This window comes from Sediminicoccus rosea (assembly GCF_033547095.1).
Taxonomy (GTDB): Bacteria; Pseudomonadota; Alphaproteobacteria; order Acetobacterales; family Acetobacteraceae; genus Roseococcus; species Roseococcus rosea.
In genome coordinates this window covers 595,644-615,573 of sequence record NZ_CP137852.1, presented here as the reverse complement: position 1 = coordinate 615,573, position 19,930 = coordinate 595,644, and the positions used below count along the sequence as shown (strand labels likewise).

Here is a 19,930-nt window from a genome sequence, read left to right as displayed (position 1 = left end):
ACCCACCCGCCGCGCTGTCCATGTGGCGCTGCGCGCGCGGATGCGGAAAGATGCGCTCCCCCCATGAAATCGCCATCATCCCAGGGGACACCGACCGCCATGCCCTTCCCGTCGCGCCGCCTCATGCTCACCGGTCTCGCCGCCATGCCTGGCGCCGCGAAGGCCAATGTCACGCTCCCTGCCGGCTGGCCCGAGCGGCCGCTGCGCATCATCCTGCCCGCCGCCGGCGGCGCGGGCACGGCGGATACGCTGGCCCGCATCCTGGCGCAGGAGATGGACAAGCGCCTGCCGCAGCGCACCCTGGTGGACAACCGCCCGGGCGCCAACGGCAATGTGGGCGCCACCGCCGCCGCGCGCTCGGCGCCGGATGGCCACACCATCCTCTTCACCTGGGCCGGCACCATGGCCACCAGCCCGGCGCTGTATCGCGACCTCGCCTTCAACCCGCAGCGCGATTTCGAGCCGGTGATCCTGCTGGGCAATGTTCCCAACATCCTGGTGGTGAACAACAGCCTCGGCATCCGCGACCTCGCGGCCTTCACCGCCTATGTGCGGGCCAATCCGGGGCGGCTTTCCTATGGCTCCTCCGGCAATGGCAGCTCCATGCACCTGGCTGGCGAGCTGTATCGCCAGGCCACGGGGACGGAGATGGTGCATATCCCCTATGCCGGCATCCAGCAGGGCTTCACGGATCTCTTCACCGGCCGAATCCAGGTGATGTTCAACCTCGTCACCGGTGCCGCGCCCCAGGTGCGCGCGGGGCAGGTCACGCCCATCGCGGTGCTGAGCGACCAGCGCTCCGCCGTGCTGCCGGACGTGCCGACCATGGCCGAACTCGGCATGCCCGGGATGGAATTCGGCAGCTGGTTCTGCCTGATGCTGCCCAAAGGCACGCCCGCGCCCATCGTCCAGGCGCTGAACGCCCTGGTGAATGAGATCCTGGCCGAGCCCGAGAGCCGGGCGCGCTTCACCGCCCAGGGGCTGGACATCATCGGTGGCCCGCCGGCTCGGCTCACCACCCTGCTGGATGCCGAGATCAGGCGCCATGCGGAGCTGGTCCGGGTCTCGGGGACGCGGCTGGAGTAGCGGACGCCTTCAGAAGGCATAAAGATATCCTTATGCCTCTAGGCATGCTGGCCGGGCCATGCTACGGCCCGCCGCACCCACACCTATTCCATGAGGAGCCACCGCATGCCGGTCGCCGCTGAATACATCGTCAAGGATCTCTCGCTCGCTGATTGGGGCCGCAAGGAGCTCAACATGGCCGAGGACGAGATGCCCGGCCTGATGGCGACCCGCGCGGAATACGGCAATGCCCAGCCCCTCAAGGGCGCCCGCATCGCCGGCTGCCTGCACATGACCATCCAGACCGGCGTGCTGATCGAGACGCTGACGGCGCTCGGCGCCGATGTCCGCTGGTCCTCCTGCAACATCTTCTCCACGCAGGACCACGCCGCCGCCGCCATCGCCGCCGCGGGCGTGCCGGTCTTCGCCAAGAAGGGCGAGACGCTGGAGGAATACTGGGACTACGTCCGCAAGACCCTCGAATGGGGTGATGGCGGCGAGCCCAACATGCTGCTGGACGATGGCGGCGACATGACGCTGCTGGTCCATTACGGCCTGCGCGCCGAGCAGGGCGACGTGGCCTTCCTGGAGAAGGCGACGAATGAGGAAGAGACCGTCTTCTTCGCGCTGATCAAGAAGTGCCTGGCCGAGAAGCCGGGCTGGTTCGCCAAGCTCGCCAAGGCGATCAAGGGCGTCTCCGAGGAGACGACGACGGGCGTTCACCGCCTCTACAACATGGCGAAGGAGGGCAAGCTGCTCTTCCCCGCCATCAACGTGAACGACAGCGTGACGAAGTCGAAGTTCGACAACCTCTATGGCTGCCGCGAGTCGCTGGTGGACGCCATCCGCCGCGGCACGGACGTGATGATGGCCGGCAAGGTCGCCGTGGTCTGCGGCTATGGCGATGTGGGCAAGGGCTCCGCCGCCTCGCTCCGCAATGCCGGCTGCCGCGTGCAGGTGACGGAGATCGACCCGATCTGCGCGCTGCAGGCCGCGATGGAGGGCTATGAGGTCGTCACCATGGAAGACGCGGCACCCAAGGCCGACATCTTCGTGACGGCGACGGGCAATGTGGACGTCATCACCGCCGACCACATGCGCGCGATGAAGCACCGCGCCATCGTCTGCAACATCGGCCACTTCGACAGCGAGATCCAGGTGGCCGCGCTGCGCAACTACAAGTGGGACAATGTGAAGCCGCAGGTGGACGAGATCGAGTTCCCCGACGGCAAGCGCATCATCCTGCTCTCCGAGGGCCGCTTGGTGAACCTGGGCAACGCCACGGGCCATCCCTCCTTCGTGATGTCGGCCAGCTTCACCAACCAGACGCTCGCGCAGATCGAGCTCTGGACGAAGCCGGGCGCCTACGAGAAGAAGGTCTATGTGCTGCCGAAGCACCTGGACGAGAAGGTGGCGATGCTGCACCTCGAGAAGGTGGGTGCGAAGCTGACCAAGCTGCGCGCCGACCAGGCGAGCTACATCGGCGTGCCGGCCTCCGGCCCCTTCAAGGCCGAAGCGTATAGGTATTAAGCCCTCAAACGCCGGGCGCGCGCTCCGCGCGCTTGGCTTCGCCGCGCCACGGGTGCGCTGAACACAGCGCCCGGTTGGGCGGCGCCGGCCGCGTTGCGGCCGGATGGGCTTGGGAACACGTCAGGGCGCGCTTCCGTGAGGGGCGCGCCCTTTTTCTTTCCGCGAAACACCCCAGGTGGCGGCCATGGAAACGACGCTCGCGCTCATCGCGCTCTTCTCGCTCTCGCTCGCCCTGGGCGGCATGGTCTTCTTCGCGGCCGTGGTGGCGCCCATGGTTTTCACCAAGCTGCCCTTCGAGCATGCGGGGCGCTTCATCCGCGCCCTCTTCCCCAACTACTACCTCTGGGTGCTGGCCTGCTCGGCCGCCGCCGCCGTGGCGCTCTTCCCGCTGGCGAAGGAGGCGGCAGGCATCATGGCGGCCTCGGCCGGCCTCACCTTCTGGCTGCGCCAGGTGCTGATGCGGCGCATCAACCAGGCCTCCGACCTCGCCCAGGCCGGCGACGCCAACGCCAAGCGCGAGTTCGACCGGATGCACCGGCTCTCGGTCATCGCCAATCTCGTGCAGATGCTGGCCATCGCCGCGGTGCTGGCGATGTTCGGCGCGGGGTGACCCGCGCCCGGCGGCTGCCGCAGGCGCGGTCAGCGCGCCGTCAGCGTCAGCCCGAACATGTCGCGCCAGCCCTCCAGGCTGGTCTGCGGCTTGGCCGTGACCAGCGAGAAGGCCAGCGGCGCCCGCGGCCGCGAGGCCAGTTCCAGCACCGTCGCCTCGCCGCGCAGGAAGCGCGCCAGCGCCGCCCGCGCCTCGGCCAGCGCAGGGCCCGGCAGGGCGGCGGCGGATTGCTGGATCAGCCGCTGGCGCAGCGCCGCCTCGCTGATGCGCTCCTGCGCCGCCTGGGTCGCCAGCCAGCGCCGGAACAGCGAGAGATCGGCATAGCGCAGCCGCGCGCCAATCAGCCGCGCATTCGGCGCGGTCGCCACGCCCATGCCCTCGGGCACGCGGTCGGCACGGAAATCCAGGTGCAGCTCGCCCACATCGCGCAGCTCGATGTCGAACTCGCGCAGCTCCAGCACCTGGCGCGCCACGTCATGCGCGCCGCGCAGCCGCGCCTCGGCCGCGATGGTCGAATAGCCCAGGCGCTGCATCCATTCCGCATGCGGCGGCGCGGGCATCACCTCCAGCCCGCGCAGCGCCACATCGCCCGAATGGGCGCGGTCCGCCGCGATCTCGCCGCGCAGGGTGAGGCCGGAGAGCCGCGCCAGCGCCTCACCGCCCTGGTTGAGGGTGACGCCCTCGATCTCCAGGCTCTGCCGGCCCGCCTCCCAGCGCGGCGCGCGCTGCTCGATGCTCGCCGTCAGAAGCTCGGCCGCGTCCAGCCCGGAATAGGCGACGCGGGCGATGGTCAGCCGGTCGGCGAAGCCCATCCCGGCACGGACCTCGATGGCCGTGACGCTGGCCTGGCCGGTGCGGCCGCCGCCGAAATTCTCGATGGCGATGGAGCCGATGTTCACCGGCACCTCGCCCGCGCTGCGCCAGCCCTCCAGCCGGAGCAGGTCCACCCGGACCTCGCTGGGCATCAGCGTCTTGCCGGGGGCCGGGCGCGGCACGGTCACGCCCTCCAGGTCCAACCGGTCCAGCGTCAGCGGCAGGTCGCCGCCCTCCATCGTCACGCCGCGCAGTGAGAGGCGGGCCACCCCGTCCTCGCGCAGCCCCTCCAGCCGGGCCTCGCCGATCCGGATGGTCTCGGCCGCGCGGCGCAACACGGCGCCGCTCAGCACGGCGCTGCCGGCGACATCGGTCGCCGTCGCGCGGTCGAAGCTCAGCGTCACCTCGGGCCCCAGCATGCGGCGGAGCTGCGTGACGGCGGCGGGCTCCTGCGCGCGGGCGAGGCCGGGCGACAGGCAGAGGAGGGCGGCGAGGAGCAGATGGCGCATGCCGCAAGGCTAGCGCGGCCGCACGGCGCGGCGCCAGTCGCCTCGCACGCTGCCACGCCGCCCCTGGCGAAACCGGCCCCCATGGCCCATCTGGAGGGCATGAGCCAGCTCCCGGCCAAGCCCGCCAATGCCGCCGTCGCCGCCTTCCTCGCCAAGGTGGAGTCGCTGCCGGCCGTCCGCCCCGTCTCGGCCCGGCGCGGCCGGCTGATCTTCGCGGTGGACGCCACCGCCTCCCGCCAGCCCGCCTGGGACACGGCCTGCCACCTGCAATCCGAGATGTTCTCCGCCACGCGGGACCTGGGCGGCCTTGCCGTGCAGCTCGCCTATTGGCGCGGCTACATGGAATTCGCGGCCACCCCCTTCCTGACCGACACGGCCGAACTCGCGCGCCGCATGTCCGGCGTCACCGTCCTGGGCGGGCAGACCCAGGTGCTGCGCGTGCTGGAACATGCGCTGCGCGAAACCAAAACCGAGCGCGTGAATGCCCTGGTCCTGGTGGGTGACGCGCTGGAGGAGGCGGTGGACCCGATCTGCCACCTCGCGGGGCAGCTCGGCCTGCACGGCACGCCCATCTTCTGCTTCCAGGAGGGCAATGACCGCGCGGCCGAGCAGGGCTTCCGCCAGATCGCCAAGCTCTCGGGCGGCGCCTGGGCGCCCTTCGATGCCGGCAGCGCAGAGGCGCTGCGCGCCCTGCTGCGCGCCGTCGCCGTCTTCGCCGCCGGCGGGCGGGCGGCGCTGACGCGGCTGCCCGGGCGCGAGGCGCAGCGCATCGCCGGCCAGCTTCCCGCGCCCAAGGGCTGAGCCATGTTCGCCATCGCCCTCGGCGCCGCGCTTCTGCTCGCCGTTCTCGTCCTGCTCTACGCCTTCGCCCATGCCCGCCCCGCCGCGGTGAAGACCGCGCTGGTCTGGGGCCTGGGCACGCTGGGCGCCGTCGGCGTCACCGCCATGCTGCTGACGGGCCGTGGCGCGAACGCGCTCTGGGCGCTCATCATGTTCGGCCCGGCGCTGGTCCAGGCCTGGCGCGGCTGGCGCGCGCGCCAGACCTTCGGCCGCCCGGCCGAGGGCGGCGAGGCGAGCGGCGTCGAGACCGAGACGCTGGAGATGCGGCTTGATCTCGGCAGCGGCGCCATGTCCGGGCGGGTGCGGCGCGGCGCCTTCCAGGGGCGGGACCTCGCCTCCATGGACCGCGCCGAGCTCATGACGCTACTCAGCGACTGCCAGGCGATGGATGCGGAAAGCGTGCCGCTGATCGAAGCCTGGCTCGACCGCACCGACCCCGAATGGCGCGACGTGGCGCCCCCGCCGCCACCCTCGGGCGGCAAGATGACACGGGCCGAGGCGCTGTCCGTGCTGGGGCTGCAGGAGGGTGCGAGCGAGGAGCAGATCCGCGCCGCGCATCGCCGGCTGATGCAGTCGGCGCATCCCGATCGCGGTGGCAGCGACTGGCTGGCCAGCCGCGTGAACGAGGCGCGGGATCTTCTGCTGGGCTAGAGCATGATGCGTTGAGGCGGAATCGCCGAAACGCTGAATCATCCTCTCAGCAGGGTCTAGGCGCCCGCGAGCGTCATTCCATCCACGCGGATGGTCGGGGCATCCGTGCCGCGCCGGAACTCCAGGTCATTGGCCGCGCGGATGGCGAGGAACATCTCCGGCAGCTTGCCCGCGATGGTGATCTCGCCCACCGGCTCGGCCAGCTTTCCGTCGCGGATCATGAAGCCGGCCGCGCCGCGCGAGTAGTCGCCCGTGATGCCGTTCACGCCCATGCCGATGAGCTCGGTGACGTAGAGACCTTCCTTGATGTCCGCCATCAGGGCCTCCGGCGTCTCCGCCCCCGGCTCCAGCCAGAGATTGGTCGGCGCGGGCCCGGGCGGGCCGCCCGTGCCGCGCGAGGCATGCCCGGTGGTGCCAAGGCCCAATTGCTTCGCGCTGCGGCCATCCAGCAGCCAGGTGGTGAGCACGCCATCCTCGATCAGCGCGCGGCGCTGGCCTGGCTGGCCCTCGCCATCGAAGGGGCGGGAGCGCGGGCCGCGCGGGCGCAGCGGGTCATCCATGACGAAGGTGCCGCGCGGCAGGATCTGCTGCCCCATCGCATCCTTCAGGAAGGAGGTGCCGCGCGCGATGGAGGCGCCGTTGATCGCATTGACCAGATGGCCGAGCAGCGAGGAGGCGACGCGCGGGTGATAGACCACGGGGATGCGCGCGCTCTTCGGCCGCGTCGGGTTCAGGCGGGCCACCGCCTGCTCCCCCGCGCGGCGGCCGAGCAGCGCCGCGTCATCGAGGTCAGCGAGATGCGCGGCGCTCGCGTAGTCATAGTCGCGCTGCATGCCCGTGCCGGTGCCGGCCAGCGCCGTGGCGGAGATGGAATGCGAGGCGCGGGCATATTCCCCGAAGAAGCCGCGGGAGGTCGCGAGCGCCCGCGTCCCGCGCGACCAGCCGGCCGAGGCGCCCTCGCTGTTGGTCACACCAGGCACGGCAAGGGCCGCTTCCTCCGCCAGCGCGGCGCGGGCCAGCAGCGCATCGGCATCGGGCTCCAGCGCATCGCCGAGGTCGAGGCTGATCTGCGGCGCGGGCGCGTCCAGCAGCGTCGCCATCGCATCCTCCGGCACCACGCGCGCCATGGCCACCGCACGCTCCGCCAGCGCCGCGAACCCCGAGGGCGAGGCATCCGTGCCGCTGACGATGGCGACACGCTTGCCGATGAAGACGCGCAGGCCGAGATCGGTGCTCTCCGCGCGCTCCAGCTCCTCGATGGCGCCCAGGCGGCGCTGCACCGAGAGCGAGGCGGAATGCACCAGCAGCGCATCCGCCTGCTCGGCGCCCGCGCGGCGGGCGGCCTCCAGCAGGGCGTTCAGAACCGCCTGGTTGCTCATGCCGCCATCCTCTCCGCGATCTCCGAGAGCCGCATCACCTTGCCGATCGGCCCCATGGTCGCGAGCGTCGGCTTGCCGCGGAAGATGCGGGTCGCGGCACGGCGCACATCCTCGACCGTGACGGCGGCGATGCGCCGCTTCGTCTCCTCGGTCGGGATGATGCGGCCATGCACCTGCAGATGCCGCGCGATCTGCTCGCAGCGGCTGCCCGTGGATTCCAATGACATCAGCAGGGAAGCCCGCAGCTGCGCCTTGGCGCGGTTCAGCTCATCCTCATTCACGTCCAGCTGCACGCGGCGCAGTTCCTCGATCGCGACGGGCAGCAGCTCCGCCACCTGGTCCTCGCCCGTGCCGGCGTAGAGCGCGAAGATGCCGGCATCGTCATAGGGGTGCGCGAAGGAATAGATGGAATAGACCAGGCCGCGCTTCTCCCGGATCTCTTGGAACAGGCGTGAGGACATGCCCCCGCCCAGCAGCGTGGAGAGCAGCATGGCCGGGTAGTGGTCCGGGTCGGTGTAGTGGGTCGAGGGGAAGCCCAGCACCAGGTGCACCTGGTCCAGCTCGCGCTCCTCGCGGAACTCGCCGCCGGCATAGCGCGCGGGCTCGGGCGCATGCGGCGTGACGGCGGGCAGGTCGCGGAAATGCTCGCCCACCATCTCCAGCAGCGCGTCGTGATCCACCGCGCCGGCGGCGGCGACGACCATGCGCGAGGGGCCGTAATGCCGCGCCATGTATTGCGTCAGCGCCTCGCGCGGCATCTTGGCGATGATCTCCTCCGTGCCGAGCGTGGGCCGGCCCATCGCCTGGTCGGGGAAGCAGGCATGCTGGAAGTGATCGAAGATGATGTCGTCCGGCGTGTCGTTCGCCTGGCCGATCTCCTGCAGGATCACGCCGCGCTCGCGCTCGAGTTCCTCCGCGGTGAGCGTCGAGTGGCAGAGGATGTCGCCGATGATGTCGGCGGCGAGGCCCACATCCTCCTTCAGCACCTTGCAGTAATAGGCGGTGTTCTCACGCGCCGTGTAGGCGTTGATGTGGCCGCCGACATTCTCGATCTCGCGCGCGATGGCGGGCGCATCGCGCCGCGCCGTGCCCTTGAAGGCCATGTGCTCGAGGAAGTGGGAGGCGCCATTCTCCTCCGCCGTCTCGTTGCGCGTGCCGGCATGCACATAGGCGCCGATCGAGACGGTCTCGACGCGGGGCATGTGCTCGCTGGCGACGATCAGGCCGCTGGGCAGGCGGGTGAGGCGGACGGTTTCTGTCATTCGATTCCTGGGGTTCAAGCGGCGTTGCGGCGGCTGTGCTGGCGCACGAAGCCCTGCGCGGCGGCGAGGTCATTGGGCAATACGGTGAAGCGCTCAGGGCGCTCATAGAGATCGGCCAGCGCCGCGGGCAGCGGCGGATGCACGCCGGTCGCGCGCTGCACCGCATCCGGGAACTTCGCCGGATGGGCGGTGGCGGCGATGATCACCGGCATGTGCGGGTCCGTGGGCGCGCAGGCCCGGGCGGCGGCGGTGCCGATGGCGGTGTGCGGATCGGCGAGGTAGCCCGCGGCCTCATGCAGATGCGCGATCTCGGCCAGTGTGCCGGCATCGTCCAGCATGAAGCCCTGGAAGTGCTGCGTGGCCTGGCGCCAGGCCGCATCGGGGATGGGCATGCGGCCGGTGGCGCGGAAGCCCTGCATCTGCGCGGCCGTGGCCTTGGGATCGCGGCCCAGCAGCTCGAAGAGCAGGCGTTCGAAATTGCTGCTGACCTGGATGTCCATGGAGGGCGAGAGCGAGGGCTCCACCGCGCGCGCGCTCATGTCGTTGGAAACCAGGAAGCGCGTCAGGATGTCGTTGCGGTTGGACGCAACGATGAACTTGGCGATGGGCAGGCCCATCTGCTTCGCCGCCCAGGCAGCCAGGACGTTGCCGAAATTTCCGGTGGGCACGCTCACCGCCACCTCGCGATCCGGCGCGCCGAGCGCCAGGGCCGAGGCGACGTAATAGGGGATCTGCGCGGCGATGCGCGCCCAGTTGATGGAGTTGACGGCGGCGAGCTTCATCTCGCCCCGGAAGGGCGCGTCCACGAACATCGCCTTCACCAGGTCCTGGCAGTCGTCGAAGCTGCCCTGGATGGCGAGGTTGGCGACATTGGCGGACATCACCGTCGTCATCTGCCGGCGCTGCACCTCGCTGGTGCGGCCCTCGGGGTGGAGGATGACGATGTCCACCGCCGCACGGTCGCGGCAGGCCTCGATGGCGGCGGAGCCGGTGTCGCCGCTGGTCGCACCCACGATGGTGATGCGCTCACCGCGCTTCTTCAGCACGTGATCGAACAGGCGACCGAGCAATTGCAGCGCCACATCCTTGAAGGCCAGCGTGGGCCCATGGAACAGCTCCAGCGCGAAGTCGCGCGGACCGAGCTGCACCAGCGGCACGACGGCCGGGTGGCGGAAGCTGGAATAAGTCGCCGTGGTCAGGCCACGCAGTTCCTCCAGCGTCAGCGCATCGCCGACGAAGCGGTGCAGGATGCGGGCCGAGAGCTCGGCATAGGGCAGGCCACGCAGCTCGCGCCATTCGGCGGTCGAGAGAAGCGGCCAGGATTCGGGCAGGAACAGCCCGCCATCCTCGGCGAGGCCGGCAAGCAGGACATCCTCGAAGCCGCGCGGGGCGGCTTCGCCACGGGTGGAGACATAGCGCATGGGAGGAAGGTTTAGTCCCTGGGCGCGCGCAAGGGTAGCGGTGCTCAGGCCTTCTTCGCCAGCTTGCGGGCCAGGAGGTAGCCGAGCCCCCCGCCGATCGGACCGGCGGGCAGGACCAGCAGCCAGCCCATATGCACCCCCTGAGAAATGGCGATGAAGCCGAGGCCGAGCATCAGCCCGCCCACCAGGCTGCCCACCACGCCGGCCGTCAGGCCCAGGACCAGGATTTCTTCGCGCGTCGCCATGCGCCCGACTAGGGGTGTCGCCCGTGGTTTGACAAGGGCCGCCCAAGGACCTAGACCGCCCCCATTCCTGGGAACGAGGACACGCCTTCGGGGCGTGCGCCCGCTTTTTGGCGAAAGCCAGAAGGACTACCGGGACAACCCGCTGGGCTGAGAATGGCCCCGCACCACGAAGAAGGCCGGACGCCGCAATGGCGCCGGAAAGCCGCGCATGACCAAGCGCCTTGCCAGCAAGTACAAGATCAACCGCCGCCTGGGTGAGAACCTCTGGGGTCGCGCCAAGAGCCCGGTCGTCAAGGCCCGCAAGGGCGAGCAGGGCGCCCGCACCTACGGCCCCGGCCAGCACGGCCAGCGCCGCAAGAACAAGCCGACCGACTTCGGCATCCAGCTGATGGCGAAGCAGAAGCTGAAGGGCTATTACGCCAACATCGGCGAGAAGCAGTTCCGCAAGTATTATGACGAGGCCGTGCGCCGGAAGGGCGACACCTCCGAGAACCTGATCGACCTGCTGGAGCGCCGGCTGGACACCATCATCTACCGCATGAAGTTCGCGGTGACGCCCTTCGCCGCCCGCCAGTTCGTGAACCACGGCCATGTGCTCGTGAACGGGAAGCGCGTGAACATCCCGAGCTACAGCGTGCGCGACACCGACACCATCGAGGTGAAGGAGAAGTCGAAGCAGCTGACCATGGTGCTCGACGCTGCCCAGGAAGCCGGCCGCGACGTGCCGGAGTACATCGAGGTGGATCACCGCGCGATGCGCGGCCGCATTCTGCGCACGCCGAAGTTCAGCGACGTGCCGTATCCGGTGCAGATGGAACCGAACCTGGTCGTCGAGTTCTACTCGCGTTAATCAGGCCTGGTGCGGGTGCTTCGGTGCCCGCACCACCTCGCCATGCCCAGCGAAAAGCAACGCATGCTCGCGGGCCAGAACTACCGGCCCGATGATCCGGAGTTGCAGGCCGAGATGGCCGCGACCCTCGCTTGGCTTGGCCGCTACAACACCTCCCACAGCCTCACCGCCGAAGCCCGCCACGCCCTGCTGGCCGGGCGCCTCGGCGCCGTCGGCCCCGGCGCCGTCATCCGCCCGCCCTTCCATTGCGACTATGGCTTCAACATCCGGCTGGGCGCCGGCGCCTTCCTGAATTTCAACGTGGTGATCCTCGACGTGGTCGAGGTCACGATCGGCGACCGCGCACAGATCGGCCCTGCCGTGCAGATCTACGCGGCCGATCACCCGCGTGACGCCGCCACGCGTCGCGCCGGGCTGGAATTCGGCCGTCCGGTGCGGATCGGCGCCGATGCCTGGATCGGTGGCGGCGCCATCCTGCTGCCCGGCGTGACCATCGGCGAGGGCGCGGTCGTGGGTGCGGGCAGCGTGGTCACGCGCGACGTGGCGCCTGGCGCCATCGTCATGGGCAACCCTGCTCGCCCCCGCACCGGTTGACGCCGCCCCCGCTTCGGCGGCACACGCAATGCCATGCCCATCCCTCCGCAGATCCCGCAGCGCGAAGTCCTGGAGGCGCTGGTCCGCGCCACCCATGTCAGCTTCCTCGGCCGTTCGGTGGACCCCACCTGGCTTGCCGCCTTCACGGATGAGCTGGCGCGCCGCGGCGTCAATGAATCGCTGGATGAGGTCGTCACCGACTTCATCCGCATCATCTACACCAGCCCCGAGGCGCAGAACCGCCTGATGACGACGCTGGGCGGCCGCGGCATGGAGGCGATCATCGCCCCCGGCCTCGCCTCCCGTCCCTCGCCGCTCGCCTGCATCGGCGCCGGCTGCACGCCGCGCGTCGCCGGCATGCTCAAGCGCGCCGGGCTGCGCCGCTGGGCCGGCCCCTTCGACTGGATGACCATCCCGGCCGAGGCGGTGCGCGACGCCATCGTGGATGACTGCGCCGGCCTGCTCATGGCCTCCGAATACGAGCCCATCCCGATGGAGGAGCGCCCGCCCGAGAGCGACGGCCATCTCTGCCGCCACCTCCGCCTCTCCGAGCTCTATGGTGAGACGATCTTCCACCACTTCGACCCCTCGGACCCGACGGGCTATGCCACGCTGGAGCGCGCGACGCTGCGCTTCCGCGAGGCGCTGCGTGGCCTGCACGGCAAGATGCTGCTGCAAGTGGTGGAGGAGGACGCGAACAGCGTCGCCACCTTCGCCGACACGGCCGACATGCTGGACCGCTCGGCGCGCGGCGCGATCCTGGTGACGATCGCCCTGGTCGAGGGCGCGCCGCCCGGGCCTTTCCCGGAGATGGAGCTGGGCCAGACGCGCGGCGTGCACCGCTACCTGCGCGCTCGGGTGATCTCCGAGGCGCAAGGCATCGCCTTCAAGGACCCGCTGGACGAGATCGTCCTGCTGCGCGGCGCCCTGGCCGCGCCGCAGCTCGGCAAGTAGCTTGCCAGGGGCCGCAAGGCTCCCAGCCACCGGCACCCACCGAGGATCCGGGCCGAACCGGCCCGGCGGATCGCGTCAGCGACCGGAAGCCAGCCGCGCGGAACGCGCGTGACGTGCCGAAGACACGCCTCCCGCGTCACGCGGCTGAGGGAAGGATCAGGCCTCGGCCTTGGTCGCGATGCCCTTTTCCTTCAGCATCGCCTGCAGCTCGCCCGACTGGAACATCTCCATCACGATGTCGCAGCCGCCCACGAACTCGCCCTGCACATAGAGCTGCGGGATGGTCGGCCAGTTGGTGTAGGCCTTGATGCCCTCACGGATCTCCATGTCCTCCAGCACGTTCACGCCCTTGAAGGGCGCGCCCACATGGCTGAGGATCTGCACGACCCGGGCCGAGAAGCCGCACTGCGGAAAGACCGGCGTGCCCTTCATGTAGAGCACCACGGGGTTGGACTTGATGTCCGCCTCGATGCGGGCGGTGACGTCGTCGCTCATCCTGGAAGTTCCTTCTGGCAAGTGGTCGCGTTCAGTCGGGCGCGCTGGTCTGCAGCGCGAGGGCATGCAGCACGCCGCCCATCCGGCCCTGCAGCGCGGCATAGACGATCTGGTGCTGCTTGACGCGCGAGACGCCCCGGAAGCTCTCGGAGATGACCTTCGCGGCGTAGTGGTCGCCATCGCCGGCCAGGTCCTCGATCGTCACCTGGGCGTCGGGCAGGGCCGATTTGATCAGCGCCTCGATTTCGGCCGGTTGCATCGGCATGGTGTTCAGACCCCCCGGTTCACGCGTCTTGCATCAGTTTCGGCAGCGTCGCCTCATGCGCCGCCACCAGATTGGAGACCGATATGGTCCCCTTTCCGGCGAGAACCAAGTCCCCTCCCCCGGATTCTCCGAGCTTGCGCGCCGGCACCCCGGCCGCCTGCGCCGCCGCCAGGAAGGCCGCGCCGTCCCGCACGGCCACGACGTAGCGCGACTGGTCCTCGCCGAACCAGAAGCCGTGATCCCCCGTGGCCTCCAGCCTGGCGCCGACGCCCGAGGCCATGCACATCTCGGCCACCGTCACCAGCAGGCCGCCATCCGCGCAGTCATGGCAGGCGGCCACGGCGCCGGCCAGGATCTGCCCGCGCACGAAATCGCCGTTGCGGCGCTCGGCGGCCAGGTCCACCGGGGGCGGCGCCCCCTCCTCCCGGCCCGCGACCTCACGCAGCCAGAGGGACTGGCCGAGCCAGCCTTCCGTCTCGCCCACCAGGATGATCGCAGCCCCCTGCGGCATGGCGAGGCCCACCGCCTGGGCCACATCCTCCAGCACGCCCACGCCGCCGATGGCCGGCGTCGGCAGGATCGCGCGGCCTTCCGTCTCGTTGTAGAGCGAGACATTGCCGCTGATCACCGGGAAGTCGAGCGCGGTGCAGGCGGCGGCCATGCCGCGCACGGCCGAGGCGAACTGCCCCATGATCTCGGGCTTCTCGGGATTGCCGAAATTCATGTTGTCGGTGATGGCGCGCGGCAGGGCGCCGACGGCGGTGATGTTCCGCCAGGCCTCGGCCACCGCCTGCATCCCGCCCGCATGCGGGTCCGCCTGGCAATAGCGCGGCGTGCAATCCGTGGTCATGGCGAGCGCGCGGACATGATCCTCGATGCGGACCACGGCGGCATCCGCCTGGCCCGGGCGCTTGGCCGTCTGCCCGCCCACCTGGGCGTCATACTGGTCCCAGATCCAGCGGCGGGAGCAGAGGTCGGGGCAGGCCACCAGCTTCTCCAGCGCGGCGATCGGGCCCATGGGGTCCGCGATCTCGCTGGCCTTGAGCACCGGCAGCTTCGGCGTCTCGGCGGTCGGGCGGCGGTAGAGCGGCGCCTCCGATTCGAGCGGCGCCAGCGGGATGTCGGCCTCGATCTTCCCGTGATGGGTGATGACGATGCGCCCCGTATCGGTCAGCTTGCCGACCACGGCGAAATCCAGCTCCCATTTGTGGAAGATGGCCTCGGCCTGGGCTTCACGGCCCGGCTTGAGCACCATGAGCATGCGCTCCTGGCTTTCGCTCAGCATCATCTCGTAGGCGGACATGCCGGCTTCGCGCTGCGGCACGGCGCCCATGTCCATCTCGATGCCCATGCCGCCCTTGCCGGCCATCTCGACGCCGGAGGAAGTGAGGCCGGCCGCCCCCATGTCCTGGATGGCGACGATGGCATCCGTCGCCATCAGCTCCAGGCAGGCCTCGATCAGCAGCTTTTCGGCAAACGGGTCGCCGATCTGCACCGTGGGGCGCTTCTCCTCGGAATCGGCCGAGAATTCAGTGCTGGACATGGTGGCGCCATGGATGCCGTCCCGCCCCGTCTTGGAGCCGACATAGACCACCGGATTGCCCACGCCGGTCGCCGCCGCCGTGAAGATCCGGTCCTCCTTCAGGATGCCGACCGTCATGGCGTTCACCAGCGGGTTGCCATTGTAGGCCGGGTGGAAGTTCACCTCGCCGCCCACCGTGGGCACGCCCACGCAATTGCCATAGCCGCCGATGCCGCGGACCACGCCATCCAGGATGCGCCGGGTGCGCGGCAGGCTGGGGTCGCCGAAGCGCAGCGCGTTGAGGTTGGCGATGGGGCGCGCGCCCATGGTGAAGACATCGCGCAGGATGCCGCCGACGCCCGTGGCCGCGCCGTTATAGGGCTCGATGAAGCTCGGGTGGTTGTGGCTTTCCATCTTGAAGACGGCGGCGAGGCCTTCGCCGATGGCGATGACGCCCGCATTCTCGCCCGGCCCCACCAGGACCCAGGGCGCCTTGGTCGGCAGCTCGCGCAGCCAGACGCGGCTGGACTTGTAGGAGCAATGCTCGCTCCACATGACCGAGAAGATGCCAAGCTCGGTCAGGGTCGGCGTGCGGCCGAGGATGGCCAGGGCGCGCTGGTATTCATCCGGCTTGAGGCCGAATTCGCCGGCGAGCTGCGCGGCGCGCTCATCAGCCAGGGGGGGGACGCGATCGGTTGTCATCCGGCGTTTGTCGGGCGGGGCGGGCGGCTTGTCCAGCCGCATCACGGCATGGCCAGCCTGACGCAGCGCGGCATGTGGGGCCGCCCGCCCGCGATGGCGAAGACCTGGATGAAGGCGCGGCCCTTCTCACGCCACCAGCGCCGGAACCGGCCTGGGTCAGGATGTTCGAATTCGCGTTGGAACAGGCCCACCAGGGTTTTGGACAAATCGGGATCGGCCACCAGCCAGGGCGGCCCAGGCAGGGCCTCGAGAAGGTTCAATCGCCGCGCCAGCACGATGATGCCGAGTCCGACCAGTTTCGCGGCCCGCCTGGCGCCGCGGAAGATCACGCGGCGAAGCTGCTGCAGCGGATGGCGCGGCCCGAGATCGTGCAGGGCTTCCAGCAGGTGCTCCCACAGCCCGCCATGCGTCAGCCGGCGGAAATGCCGCGCGACCGTCCCCGCGGAACCGTAGCGTTCGGGCAGCTCCCGCCAGGGGGCGTCGGTGGAAAGCAGGAAGAGGATGGCGTTCATCCGCTCGCGCAGGTCGGCCGTCTTGCGGCCGGCGGGGCTGGCCTTCTGCGCCAGGACATAGGGCCGCAGGGCATCCCATTGGCGGTCGGAGAGGGCGGTGAAGGGGACGCGCTGCTTCATCCTAGGAAAATATACCGCAAAGCGCGAAAAAGTCAAGGAAATTGGGATGCCACGGGCTCCCCGAACCCCTGCGATCCTTGGGGCCCTGCGGCGAGACCACCGCGTCACCTTCCCCGCCCCCGCGCGTTGTCACCGGACAACCCCAGGAGGCTCCCCATGAACAGCATCGTTTACATCGTCGGCGCGGTCGTCATCGTCATCGCCATCCTGAGCTTCTTCGGGCTGCGCTGACGCGCGGTCCGCCGCAGGCGGATCAGGTTATCGGCGATGTCCAGGAAGCGGGGCGGGTGGTGGAGCCAGGCGGAATCGAACCGCCGACCTCTTGAATGCCATTCAAGCGCTCTACCAACTGAGCTATGGCCCCCCAAGGCTTCCTTGCGGAAGTCACCCCGTCGGGAGTGCGGCCGTATAACCACCCCGCGCGCGCCCCGCAACCCACCCCCCCGCGCTTTTTCGCCCCCCGCTTTCGCATGCCTCCCCTGTGCCCTTTCGCACGCCTCGCCGCGCGGTTAGTTTGCCGCCACCCCATGATGAGGAAGTGACGATGCGAAAGGTTTATGCCGACGCCACGGCCGCCCTGGCCGGGCTGCTGCGCGACGGGATGGTGATCCATTCCGGCGGCTTCGGGCTTTGCGGCATCCCCGCCCTGCTGATCGACGCCGTGAAGGAATCCGGCGTGAAGGATCTCACCATCGTCTCCAACAATTGCGGCATTGACGATGTGGGCCTCGGCAAGCTGCTCCGCACCCGCCAGATCAAGAAGATGATCGCGAGCTATGTGGGCGAGAACGCCGAATTCGCCCGCCAGTTCCTGGCCGGCGAGCTGGAGATCGAGTTCAACCCGCAGGGCACCCTGGCCGAGCGCATCCGCGCCGGCGGCGCCGGCATCCCGGCCTTCTTCACCAAGACCGGCGTGGGCACCGCTGTCGCCGAGGGCAAGCCCACCCAGGTCTTCGATGGCGAGACCTATCTGATGGAGCGCGGCATCTTCGCCGACCTCGCCCTGGTTCACGCCTGGAAGGGCGACACCGAAGGCAACCTCGTCTATCGCCGCACCGCGCGGAACTTCAACCCGATGATGGCCACCGCCGCCAAGGTCACCGTCGCGCAGGTCGAGCACCTGGTGAAGCCGGGCGAGATCGACCCCGACCACATCATCACCCCCGGCGTCTTCGTGAAGCGCATCATCCAGCTGCCCGCGGACTACGAGAAGCTGATCGAAAACCGCACGGTCCGCAAAGCGGCCTGATGTTTTTGCGCCCTCAAGCGCCGGGCGCCGGCTCCGCCGGCTTGGCTTCGCGCCGCCACTGGCGCGCGGGCTGCCCACGGCGTCTGGGCGCGGCGGCCGCTCTGCGGCCGCATTCTCCCTTCGCGGCGCCCCGCCTGGTGGCGGCGCCCTCCCCTTTCTCCTTTTCTGAGGACCCCTCCCATGCCCTGGACCCGTGACCAGATGGCCGCCCGCGCGGCCCGCGAATTGCAGGATGGCTTCTACGTCAATCTCGGCATCGGCATCCCGACGCTGGTGGCCAACCACATCCCCCCCGGCATCTCCGTCCAGCTGCAAAGCGAGAACGGCATGCTCGGCATCGGCCCCTTCCCCGAGGAAGGCACCGAGGACGCCGACATCATCAACGCCGGCAAGCAGACCGTCTCCATGCTGCCCACCACCAGCATCTTCAGCAGCGCCGACAGCTTCGCGATGATCCGCGGCGGCCACATCGACCTCTCGATCCTCGGCGCGCTGCAGGTCGCCCAGAACGGCGATCTCGCGAACTGGATGATCCCGGGCAAGATGGTGAAGGGCATGGGCGGCGCCATGGACCTCGTCGCCGGCGTGAAGCGCGTGATCGTGCTGATGGAGCACACCGCCGGCGGCAAGCCCAAGCTGCTGAAGTCCTGCGAGCTGCCGCTGACCGGCCAGCGCGTGGTGGACATGGTGGTCACCGAACTCGCCGTCTTCACCATTGATCGGCGCGGCGATGCCGGCATGCGCCTCGTGGAGCTCGCGCCCGAGGTGACGCTGGAGGAGCTGCGCGCCAAGACGGCGGCGGATTTCCACGCCAACTGACGGCCGCATGGCCTGGCTGAGGCGCTACTGGCTGGAGGTGACGCTGGCGACGCTGCTGGCGTTGCCCTGGCTGGCGCTGTTCGGCCTCGGCTTCCTCTGGCTCTGGCAGAATGGCGGCGTTCTGCTCTGGGCGCTGGCCTCGGCCGTGCTCGGCCTGCTGGGCGTGCCGCTTCGCATCCTGGTGCGCCGCCGCGCCGAGGCCCGCATGGCCGAGATGAAGGCCGCGGACGCCTTCCCGACCGATGGCTGGAACACCGAGGAGACCGAGGCCTGGGCCAAGGTCCAGGCGCTGGCCCGCCGCACCGAGCCGCTCGACCTCGATGACCGCGCCCGGGCCGAGACCCTGGCCTGGGAGGTGGTGGAGCTGGTCGCCAACCATTTCCACCCTGGCCAGCCCGACCCCATGGCCCGCGTCACCCTGCCCGAGGCGCTGCTGCTGACCGAGCAGGTGGCCGGGCGACTCCGCCGCTGGGTGATCCAATGGCCCGGTGCGCGGCGGATTCGCATCAGCGATGCGCTCTGGGCCCAGCGCATGGTGGACCGCTACGGCGCCGGTGCCCGCGCCGCCTATACGATCGGCGAGACGCTGTATCGCGTGGGCCGCATGGTGAACCCGCTGCAGGCCGCGGCCCAGGAGGCGGCGCGCTACGCGACCGGCGCCACCGGCAGCTTCCTCAGCGAGAACATGCGCCGCCGCGCCACCACCCAGCTCATCCAGGAGACGGGGCGCGCGGCGATCGACCTCTATTCCGGGCGCCTGCGCCTCTCCGCCAGCGAGCTCGCGGCGCTGGCCCGCGCCGATGCGGCCGATGCCGAGCCGGAGGCGCCGCTGCGCCTGTTGCTGGCCGGCCAGGCCGGCGCGGGGAAGAGCGCGCTGCTGAACGCGCTGGCCGGCACGCCGCGCGCCCGCCCCGGCAAGCGCGTGCTGGAGCATCGGGTGGAAGCGCCGGGCCGGCCGGCGCTGAACATCGCCGACATGCCCTCGCTCACCACGCCCGCCGCCTTCCTGCGCGAGGCGGCGCGGGCGGATGTGATCCTGTATGTCGCGGCGGCTGATGCGCCGGACCGCGCGCCCGACCAGGCGGCGCTGGCCGCGCTCGCCGCCTGGGCCGGGCAGAAGGCCCGGCTGCGCCCGCCGCCCGTGCTGGTGGCGATGACGCGCGGCGACCTGGCGCCGGCCGCGACGCCCGAGGCACTGGCCCATGCGCTGGCCCTGCCCGAGGAATCGGTGATCCCCGTCCGCCTGCCCGGCGGCGATATCGAGCCGCTCTGGACCGCGCTGCTTTCGGTGCGGGATGCGGCCCGCCTGTCCCGCCATGAGCGGCTGCTGGAGGAGGCGGCGGCGCCCAGCCTGGCGGCCGAGGCGGGGCAGGCGCTGCGCGGCGGCTGGGGCGTGGTGCGCGGGCTGCTGCGGCGCGAGGACAAGGGCGGAAAATAATGGCCGCGCCGCGGGGCTGAATCCGCCGGGCGCTTGGTTGCGGTGCGGAAAAGCCTGTGGTAGTGCGCCCTCGCCTTGCCAGGAT

20 protein-coding genes and 1 tRNA gene are annotated in these 19,930 nt (G+C 70.2%); 11 read left to right on the top strand and 10 right to left on the bottom strand.

Features of this window, described 5'->3' with window-relative positions; all coding sequences use genetic code 11:
• Positions 1 to 99: 99 nt before the first annotated feature.
• The 3 genes from R9Z33_RS02980 to R9Z33_RS02970 all read left to right on the top strand — a co-directional run bounded on the left by R9Z33_RS02980 (position 100) and on the right by R9Z33_RS02970 (position 3,205).
• On the top strand, positions 100 to 1,086 hold the full coding sequence (locus R9Z33_RS02980) for a Bug family tripartite tricarboxylate transporter substrate binding protein (RefSeq protein ID WP_318649822.1): 987 nt from the start codon (positions 100 to 102) through the stop codon (positions 1,084 to 1,086).
• Between the two features lie 105 nt (positions 1,087 to 1,191).
• Entirely contained in the window at positions 1,192 to 2,595 is a 1,404-nt protein-coding gene (ahcY, locus tag R9Z33_RS02975; protein ID WP_318649821.1) for an adenosylhomocysteinase, read from the top strand.
• 184 nt (positions 2,596 to 2,779) lie between these two features.
• The gene (locus R9Z33_RS02970) at positions 2,780 to 3,205 is read left to right on the top strand and encodes a DUF4149 domain-containing protein (RefSeq protein WP_318649820.1); all 426 of its coding nucleotides are present in this window, start codon (positions 2,780 to 2,782) and stop codon (positions 3,203 to 3,205) included.
• 29 nt (positions 3,206 to 3,234) lie between these two features.
• Here the strand turns inward: R9Z33_RS02970 and R9Z33_RS02965 are convergent, their stop codons facing one another.
• Entirely contained in the window at positions 3,235 to 4,527 is a 1,293-nt protein-coding gene (locus R9Z33_RS02965; protein WP_318649819.1) for a hypothetical protein, read from the bottom strand.
• Between the two features lie 99 nt (positions 4,528 to 4,626).
• Here R9Z33_RS02965 and R9Z33_RS02960 point away from each other — a divergent pair, with 99 nt between their 5' ends.
• Together R9Z33_RS02960 and R9Z33_RS02955 are read left to right on the top strand one after the other, a co-directional pair.
• Positions 4,627 to 5,328 (top strand): vWA domain-containing protein, encoded by a 702-nt coding sequence (locus R9Z33_RS02960; protein ID WP_318649818.1) that lies wholly within the window; start codon positions 4,627 to 4,629, stop codon positions 5,326 to 5,328.
• Positions 5,329 to 5,331: 3 nt separating this feature from the next.
• On the top strand, positions 5,332 to 6,018 hold the full coding sequence (locus R9Z33_RS02955; RefSeq protein WP_318649817.1) for a J domain-containing protein: 687 nt from the start codon (positions 5,332 to 5,334) through the stop codon (positions 6,016 to 6,018).
• A 56-nt stretch (positions 6,019 to 6,074) separates the two neighbouring features.
• Here R9Z33_RS02955 and R9Z33_RS02950 read toward each other — a convergent pair whose 3' ends face one another.
• The 4 genes from R9Z33_RS02950 to R9Z33_RS02935 are packed head-to-tail and all read right to left on the bottom strand — an operon-like array spanning position 6,075 to position 10,325.
• The gene (locus R9Z33_RS02950) at positions 6,075 to 7,397 is read right to left on the bottom strand and encodes a TldD/PmbA family protein (RefSeq protein WP_318649816.1); all 1,323 of its coding nucleotides are present in this window, start codon (positions 7,395 to 7,397) and stop codon (positions 6,075 to 6,077) included.
• Positions 7,394 to 8,659: a M16 family metallopeptidase gene (locus R9Z33_RS02945; protein ID WP_318649815.1), complete on the bottom strand. Its 1,266-nt coding sequence runs from the start codon at positions 8,657 to 8,659 to the stop codon at positions 7,394 to 7,396. The genes R9Z33_RS02950 and R9Z33_RS02945 overlap by 4 nt, the downstream gene beginning before the upstream one ends.
• Before the next feature lie 14 nt (positions 8,660 to 8,673).
• Positions 8,674 to 10,080: a threonine synthase gene (gene thrC / locus R9Z33_RS02940; protein ID WP_318649814.1), complete on the bottom strand. Its 1,407-nt coding sequence runs from the start codon at positions 10,078 to 10,080 to the stop codon at positions 8,674 to 8,676.
• A gap of 44 nt (positions 10,081 to 10,124) precedes the next feature.
• Entirely contained in the window at positions 10,125 to 10,325 is a 201-nt protein-coding gene (locus tag R9Z33_RS02935) for a hypothetical protein (protein ID WP_318649813.1), read from the bottom strand.
• Positions 10,326 to 10,533: 208 nt separating this feature from the next.
• Between R9Z33_RS02935 and rpsD the strand changes: the two genes are divergently transcribed.
• From rpsD to R9Z33_RS02920, 3 genes are read left to right on the top strand one after another with little or no spacing between them, the layout of a single operon-like run.
• Positions 10,534 to 11,175, top strand: a complete 642-nt coding sequence (rpsD, locus tag R9Z33_RS02930; RefSeq protein WP_213616291.1) for a 30S ribosomal protein S4 — start codon at positions 10,534 to 10,536, stop codon at positions 11,173 to 11,175.
• A 42-nt stretch (positions 11,176 to 11,217) separates the two neighbouring features.
• On the top strand, positions 11,218 to 11,769 hold the full coding sequence (locus tag R9Z33_RS02925) for a sugar O-acetyltransferase (protein WP_318649812.1): 552 nt from the start codon (positions 11,218 to 11,220) through the stop codon (positions 11,767 to 11,769).
• A 33-nt stretch (positions 11,770 to 11,802) separates the two neighbouring features.
• Positions 11,803 to 12,723 carry a DUF1796 family putative cysteine peptidase gene (locus R9Z33_RS02920; protein ID WP_318649811.1) on the top strand — a complete coding sequence of 307 codons (921 nt, stop codon included), beginning with the start codon at positions 11,803 to 11,805 and terminating at the stop codon, positions 12,721 to 12,723.
• A gap of 156 nt (positions 12,724 to 12,879) precedes the next feature.
• Here the strand turns inward: R9Z33_RS02920 and grxD are convergent, their stop codons facing one another.
• The 5 genes from grxD to R9Z33_RS02895 all read right to left on the bottom strand — a co-directional run bounded on the left by grxD (position 12,880) and on the right by R9Z33_RS02895 (position 16,703).
• Positions 12,880 to 13,218, bottom strand: a complete 339-nt coding sequence (gene grxD, locus R9Z33_RS02915) for a Grx4 family monothiol glutaredoxin (protein WP_318649810.1) — start codon at positions 13,216 to 13,218, stop codon at positions 12,880 to 12,882.
• Between the two features lie 31 nt (positions 13,219 to 13,249).
• On the bottom strand, positions 13,250 to 13,483 hold the full coding sequence (locus R9Z33_RS02910; RefSeq protein WP_213616283.1) for a BolA family protein: 234 nt from the start codon (positions 13,481 to 13,483) through the stop codon (positions 13,250 to 13,252).
• A gap of 19 nt (positions 13,484 to 13,502) precedes the next feature.
• Complete coding sequence (gene purL / locus R9Z33_RS02905) at positions 13,503 to 15,707, bottom strand: phosphoribosylformylglycinamidine synthase subunit PurL (RefSeq protein WP_318649809.1); 2,205 nt, start codon at positions 15,705 to 15,707, stop codon at positions 13,503 to 13,505.
• Between the two features lie 41 nt (positions 15,708 to 15,748).
• Positions 15,749 to 16,339 (bottom strand): transposase, encoded by a 591-nt coding sequence (locus tag R9Z33_RS02900; RefSeq protein WP_318649808.1) that lies wholly within the window; start codon positions 16,337 to 16,339, stop codon positions 15,749 to 15,751.
• 288 nt (positions 16,340 to 16,627) lie between these two features.
• Positions 16,628 to 16,703 (bottom strand) — tRNA-Ala (locus tag R9Z33_RS02895).
• A gap of 180 nt (positions 16,704 to 16,883) precedes the next feature.
• On the opposite strand from R9Z33_RS02895, the gene R9Z33_RS02890 reads away from it, so the two are divergent.
• The 3 genes from R9Z33_RS02890 to R9Z33_RS02880 all read left to right on the top strand — a co-directional run bounded on the left by R9Z33_RS02890 (position 16,884) and on the right by R9Z33_RS02880 (position 19,845).
• Complete coding sequence (locus R9Z33_RS02890; RefSeq protein WP_318649807.1) at positions 16,884 to 17,588, top strand: CoA transferase subunit A; 705 nt, start codon at positions 16,884 to 16,886, stop codon at positions 17,586 to 17,588.
• Positions 17,589 to 17,768: 180 nt separating this feature from the next.
• Complete coding sequence (locus R9Z33_RS02885) at positions 17,769 to 18,407, top strand: CoA transferase subunit B (RefSeq protein ID WP_318649806.1); 639 nt, start codon at positions 17,769 to 17,771, stop codon at positions 18,405 to 18,407.
• 7 nt (positions 18,408 to 18,414) lie between these two features.
• Positions 18,415 to 19,845 carry a GTPase domain-containing protein gene (locus R9Z33_RS02880; RefSeq protein ID WP_318649805.1) on the top strand — a complete coding sequence of 477 codons (1,431 nt, stop codon included), beginning with the start codon at positions 18,415 to 18,417 and terminating at the stop codon, positions 19,843 to 19,845.
• Positions 19,846 to 19,930 lie beyond the last annotated feature (85 nt).

Coding starts and splice junctions, on each gene's coding strand:
- R9Z33_RS02980 (WP_318649822.1), top strand. CDS start 100: ATGCCCTTCCCGTCGCGCCGCCTCATGCTCACCGGTCTCGCCGCCATG.
- ahcY (WP_318649821.1), top strand. CDS start 1,192: ATGCCGGTCGCCGCTGAATACATCGTCAAGGATCTCTCGCTCGCTGAT.
- R9Z33_RS02970 (WP_318649820.1), top strand. CDS start 2,780: ATGGAAACGACGCTCGCGCTCATCGCGCTCTTCTCGCTCTCGCTCGCC.
- R9Z33_RS02965 (WP_318649819.1), bottom strand. CDS start 4,527: ATGCGCCATCTGCTCCTCGCCGCCCTCCTCTGCCTGTCGCCCGGCCTC.
- R9Z33_RS02960 (WP_318649818.1), top strand. CDS start 4,627: ATGAGCCAGCTCCCGGCCAAGCCCGCCAATGCCGCCGTCGCCGCCTTC.
- R9Z33_RS02955 (WP_318649817.1), top strand. CDS start 5,332: ATGTTCGCCATCGCCCTCGGCGCCGCGCTTCTGCTCGCCGTTCTCGTC.
- R9Z33_RS02950 (WP_318649816.1), bottom strand. CDS start 7,397: ATGAGCAACCAGGCGGTTCTGAACGCCCTGCTGGAGGCCGCCCGCCGC.
- R9Z33_RS02945 (WP_318649815.1), bottom strand. CDS start 8,659: ATGACAGAAACCGTCCGCCTCACCCGCCTGCCCAGCGGCCTGATCGTC.
- thrC (WP_318649814.1), bottom strand. CDS start 10,080: ATGCGCTATGTCTCCACCCGTGGCGAAGCCGCCCCGCGCGGCTTCGAG.
- R9Z33_RS02935 (WP_318649813.1), bottom strand. CDS start 10,325: ATGGCGACGCGCGAAGAAATCCTGGTCCTGGGCCTGACGGCCGGCGTG.
- rpsD (WP_213616291.1), top strand. CDS start 10,534: ATGACCAAGCGCCTTGCCAGCAAGTACAAGATCAACCGCCGCCTGGGT.
- R9Z33_RS02925 (WP_318649812.1), top strand. CDS start 11,218: ATGCCCAGCGAAAAGCAACGCATGCTCGCGGGCCAGAACTACCGGCCC.
- R9Z33_RS02920 (WP_318649811.1), top strand. CDS start 11,803: ATGCCCATCCCTCCGCAGATCCCGCAGCGCGAAGTCCTGGAGGCGCTG.
- grxD (WP_318649810.1), bottom strand. CDS start 13,218: ATGAGCGACGACGTCACCGCCCGCATCGAGGCGGACATCAAGTCCAAC.
- R9Z33_RS02910 (WP_213616283.1), bottom strand. CDS start 13,483: ATGCCGATGCAACCGGCCGAAATCGAGGCGCTGATCAAATCGGCCCTG.
- purL (WP_318649809.1), bottom strand. CDS start 15,707: ATGACAACCGATCGCGTCCCCCCCCTGGCTGATGAGCGCGCCGCGCAG.
- R9Z33_RS02900 (WP_318649808.1), bottom strand. CDS start 16,339: ATGAAGCAGCGCGTCCCCTTCACCGCCCTCTCCGACCGCCAATGGGAT.
- R9Z33_RS02890 (WP_318649807.1), top strand. CDS start 16,884: ATGCGAAAGGTTTATGCCGACGCCACGGCCGCCCTGGCCGGGCTGCTG.
- R9Z33_RS02885 (WP_318649806.1), top strand. CDS start 17,769: ATGCCCTGGACCCGTGACCAGATGGCCGCCCGCGCGGCCCGCGAATTG.
- R9Z33_RS02880 (WP_318649805.1), top strand. CDS start 18,415: ATGGCCTGGCTGAGGCGCTACTGGCTGGAGGTGACGCTGGCGACGCTG.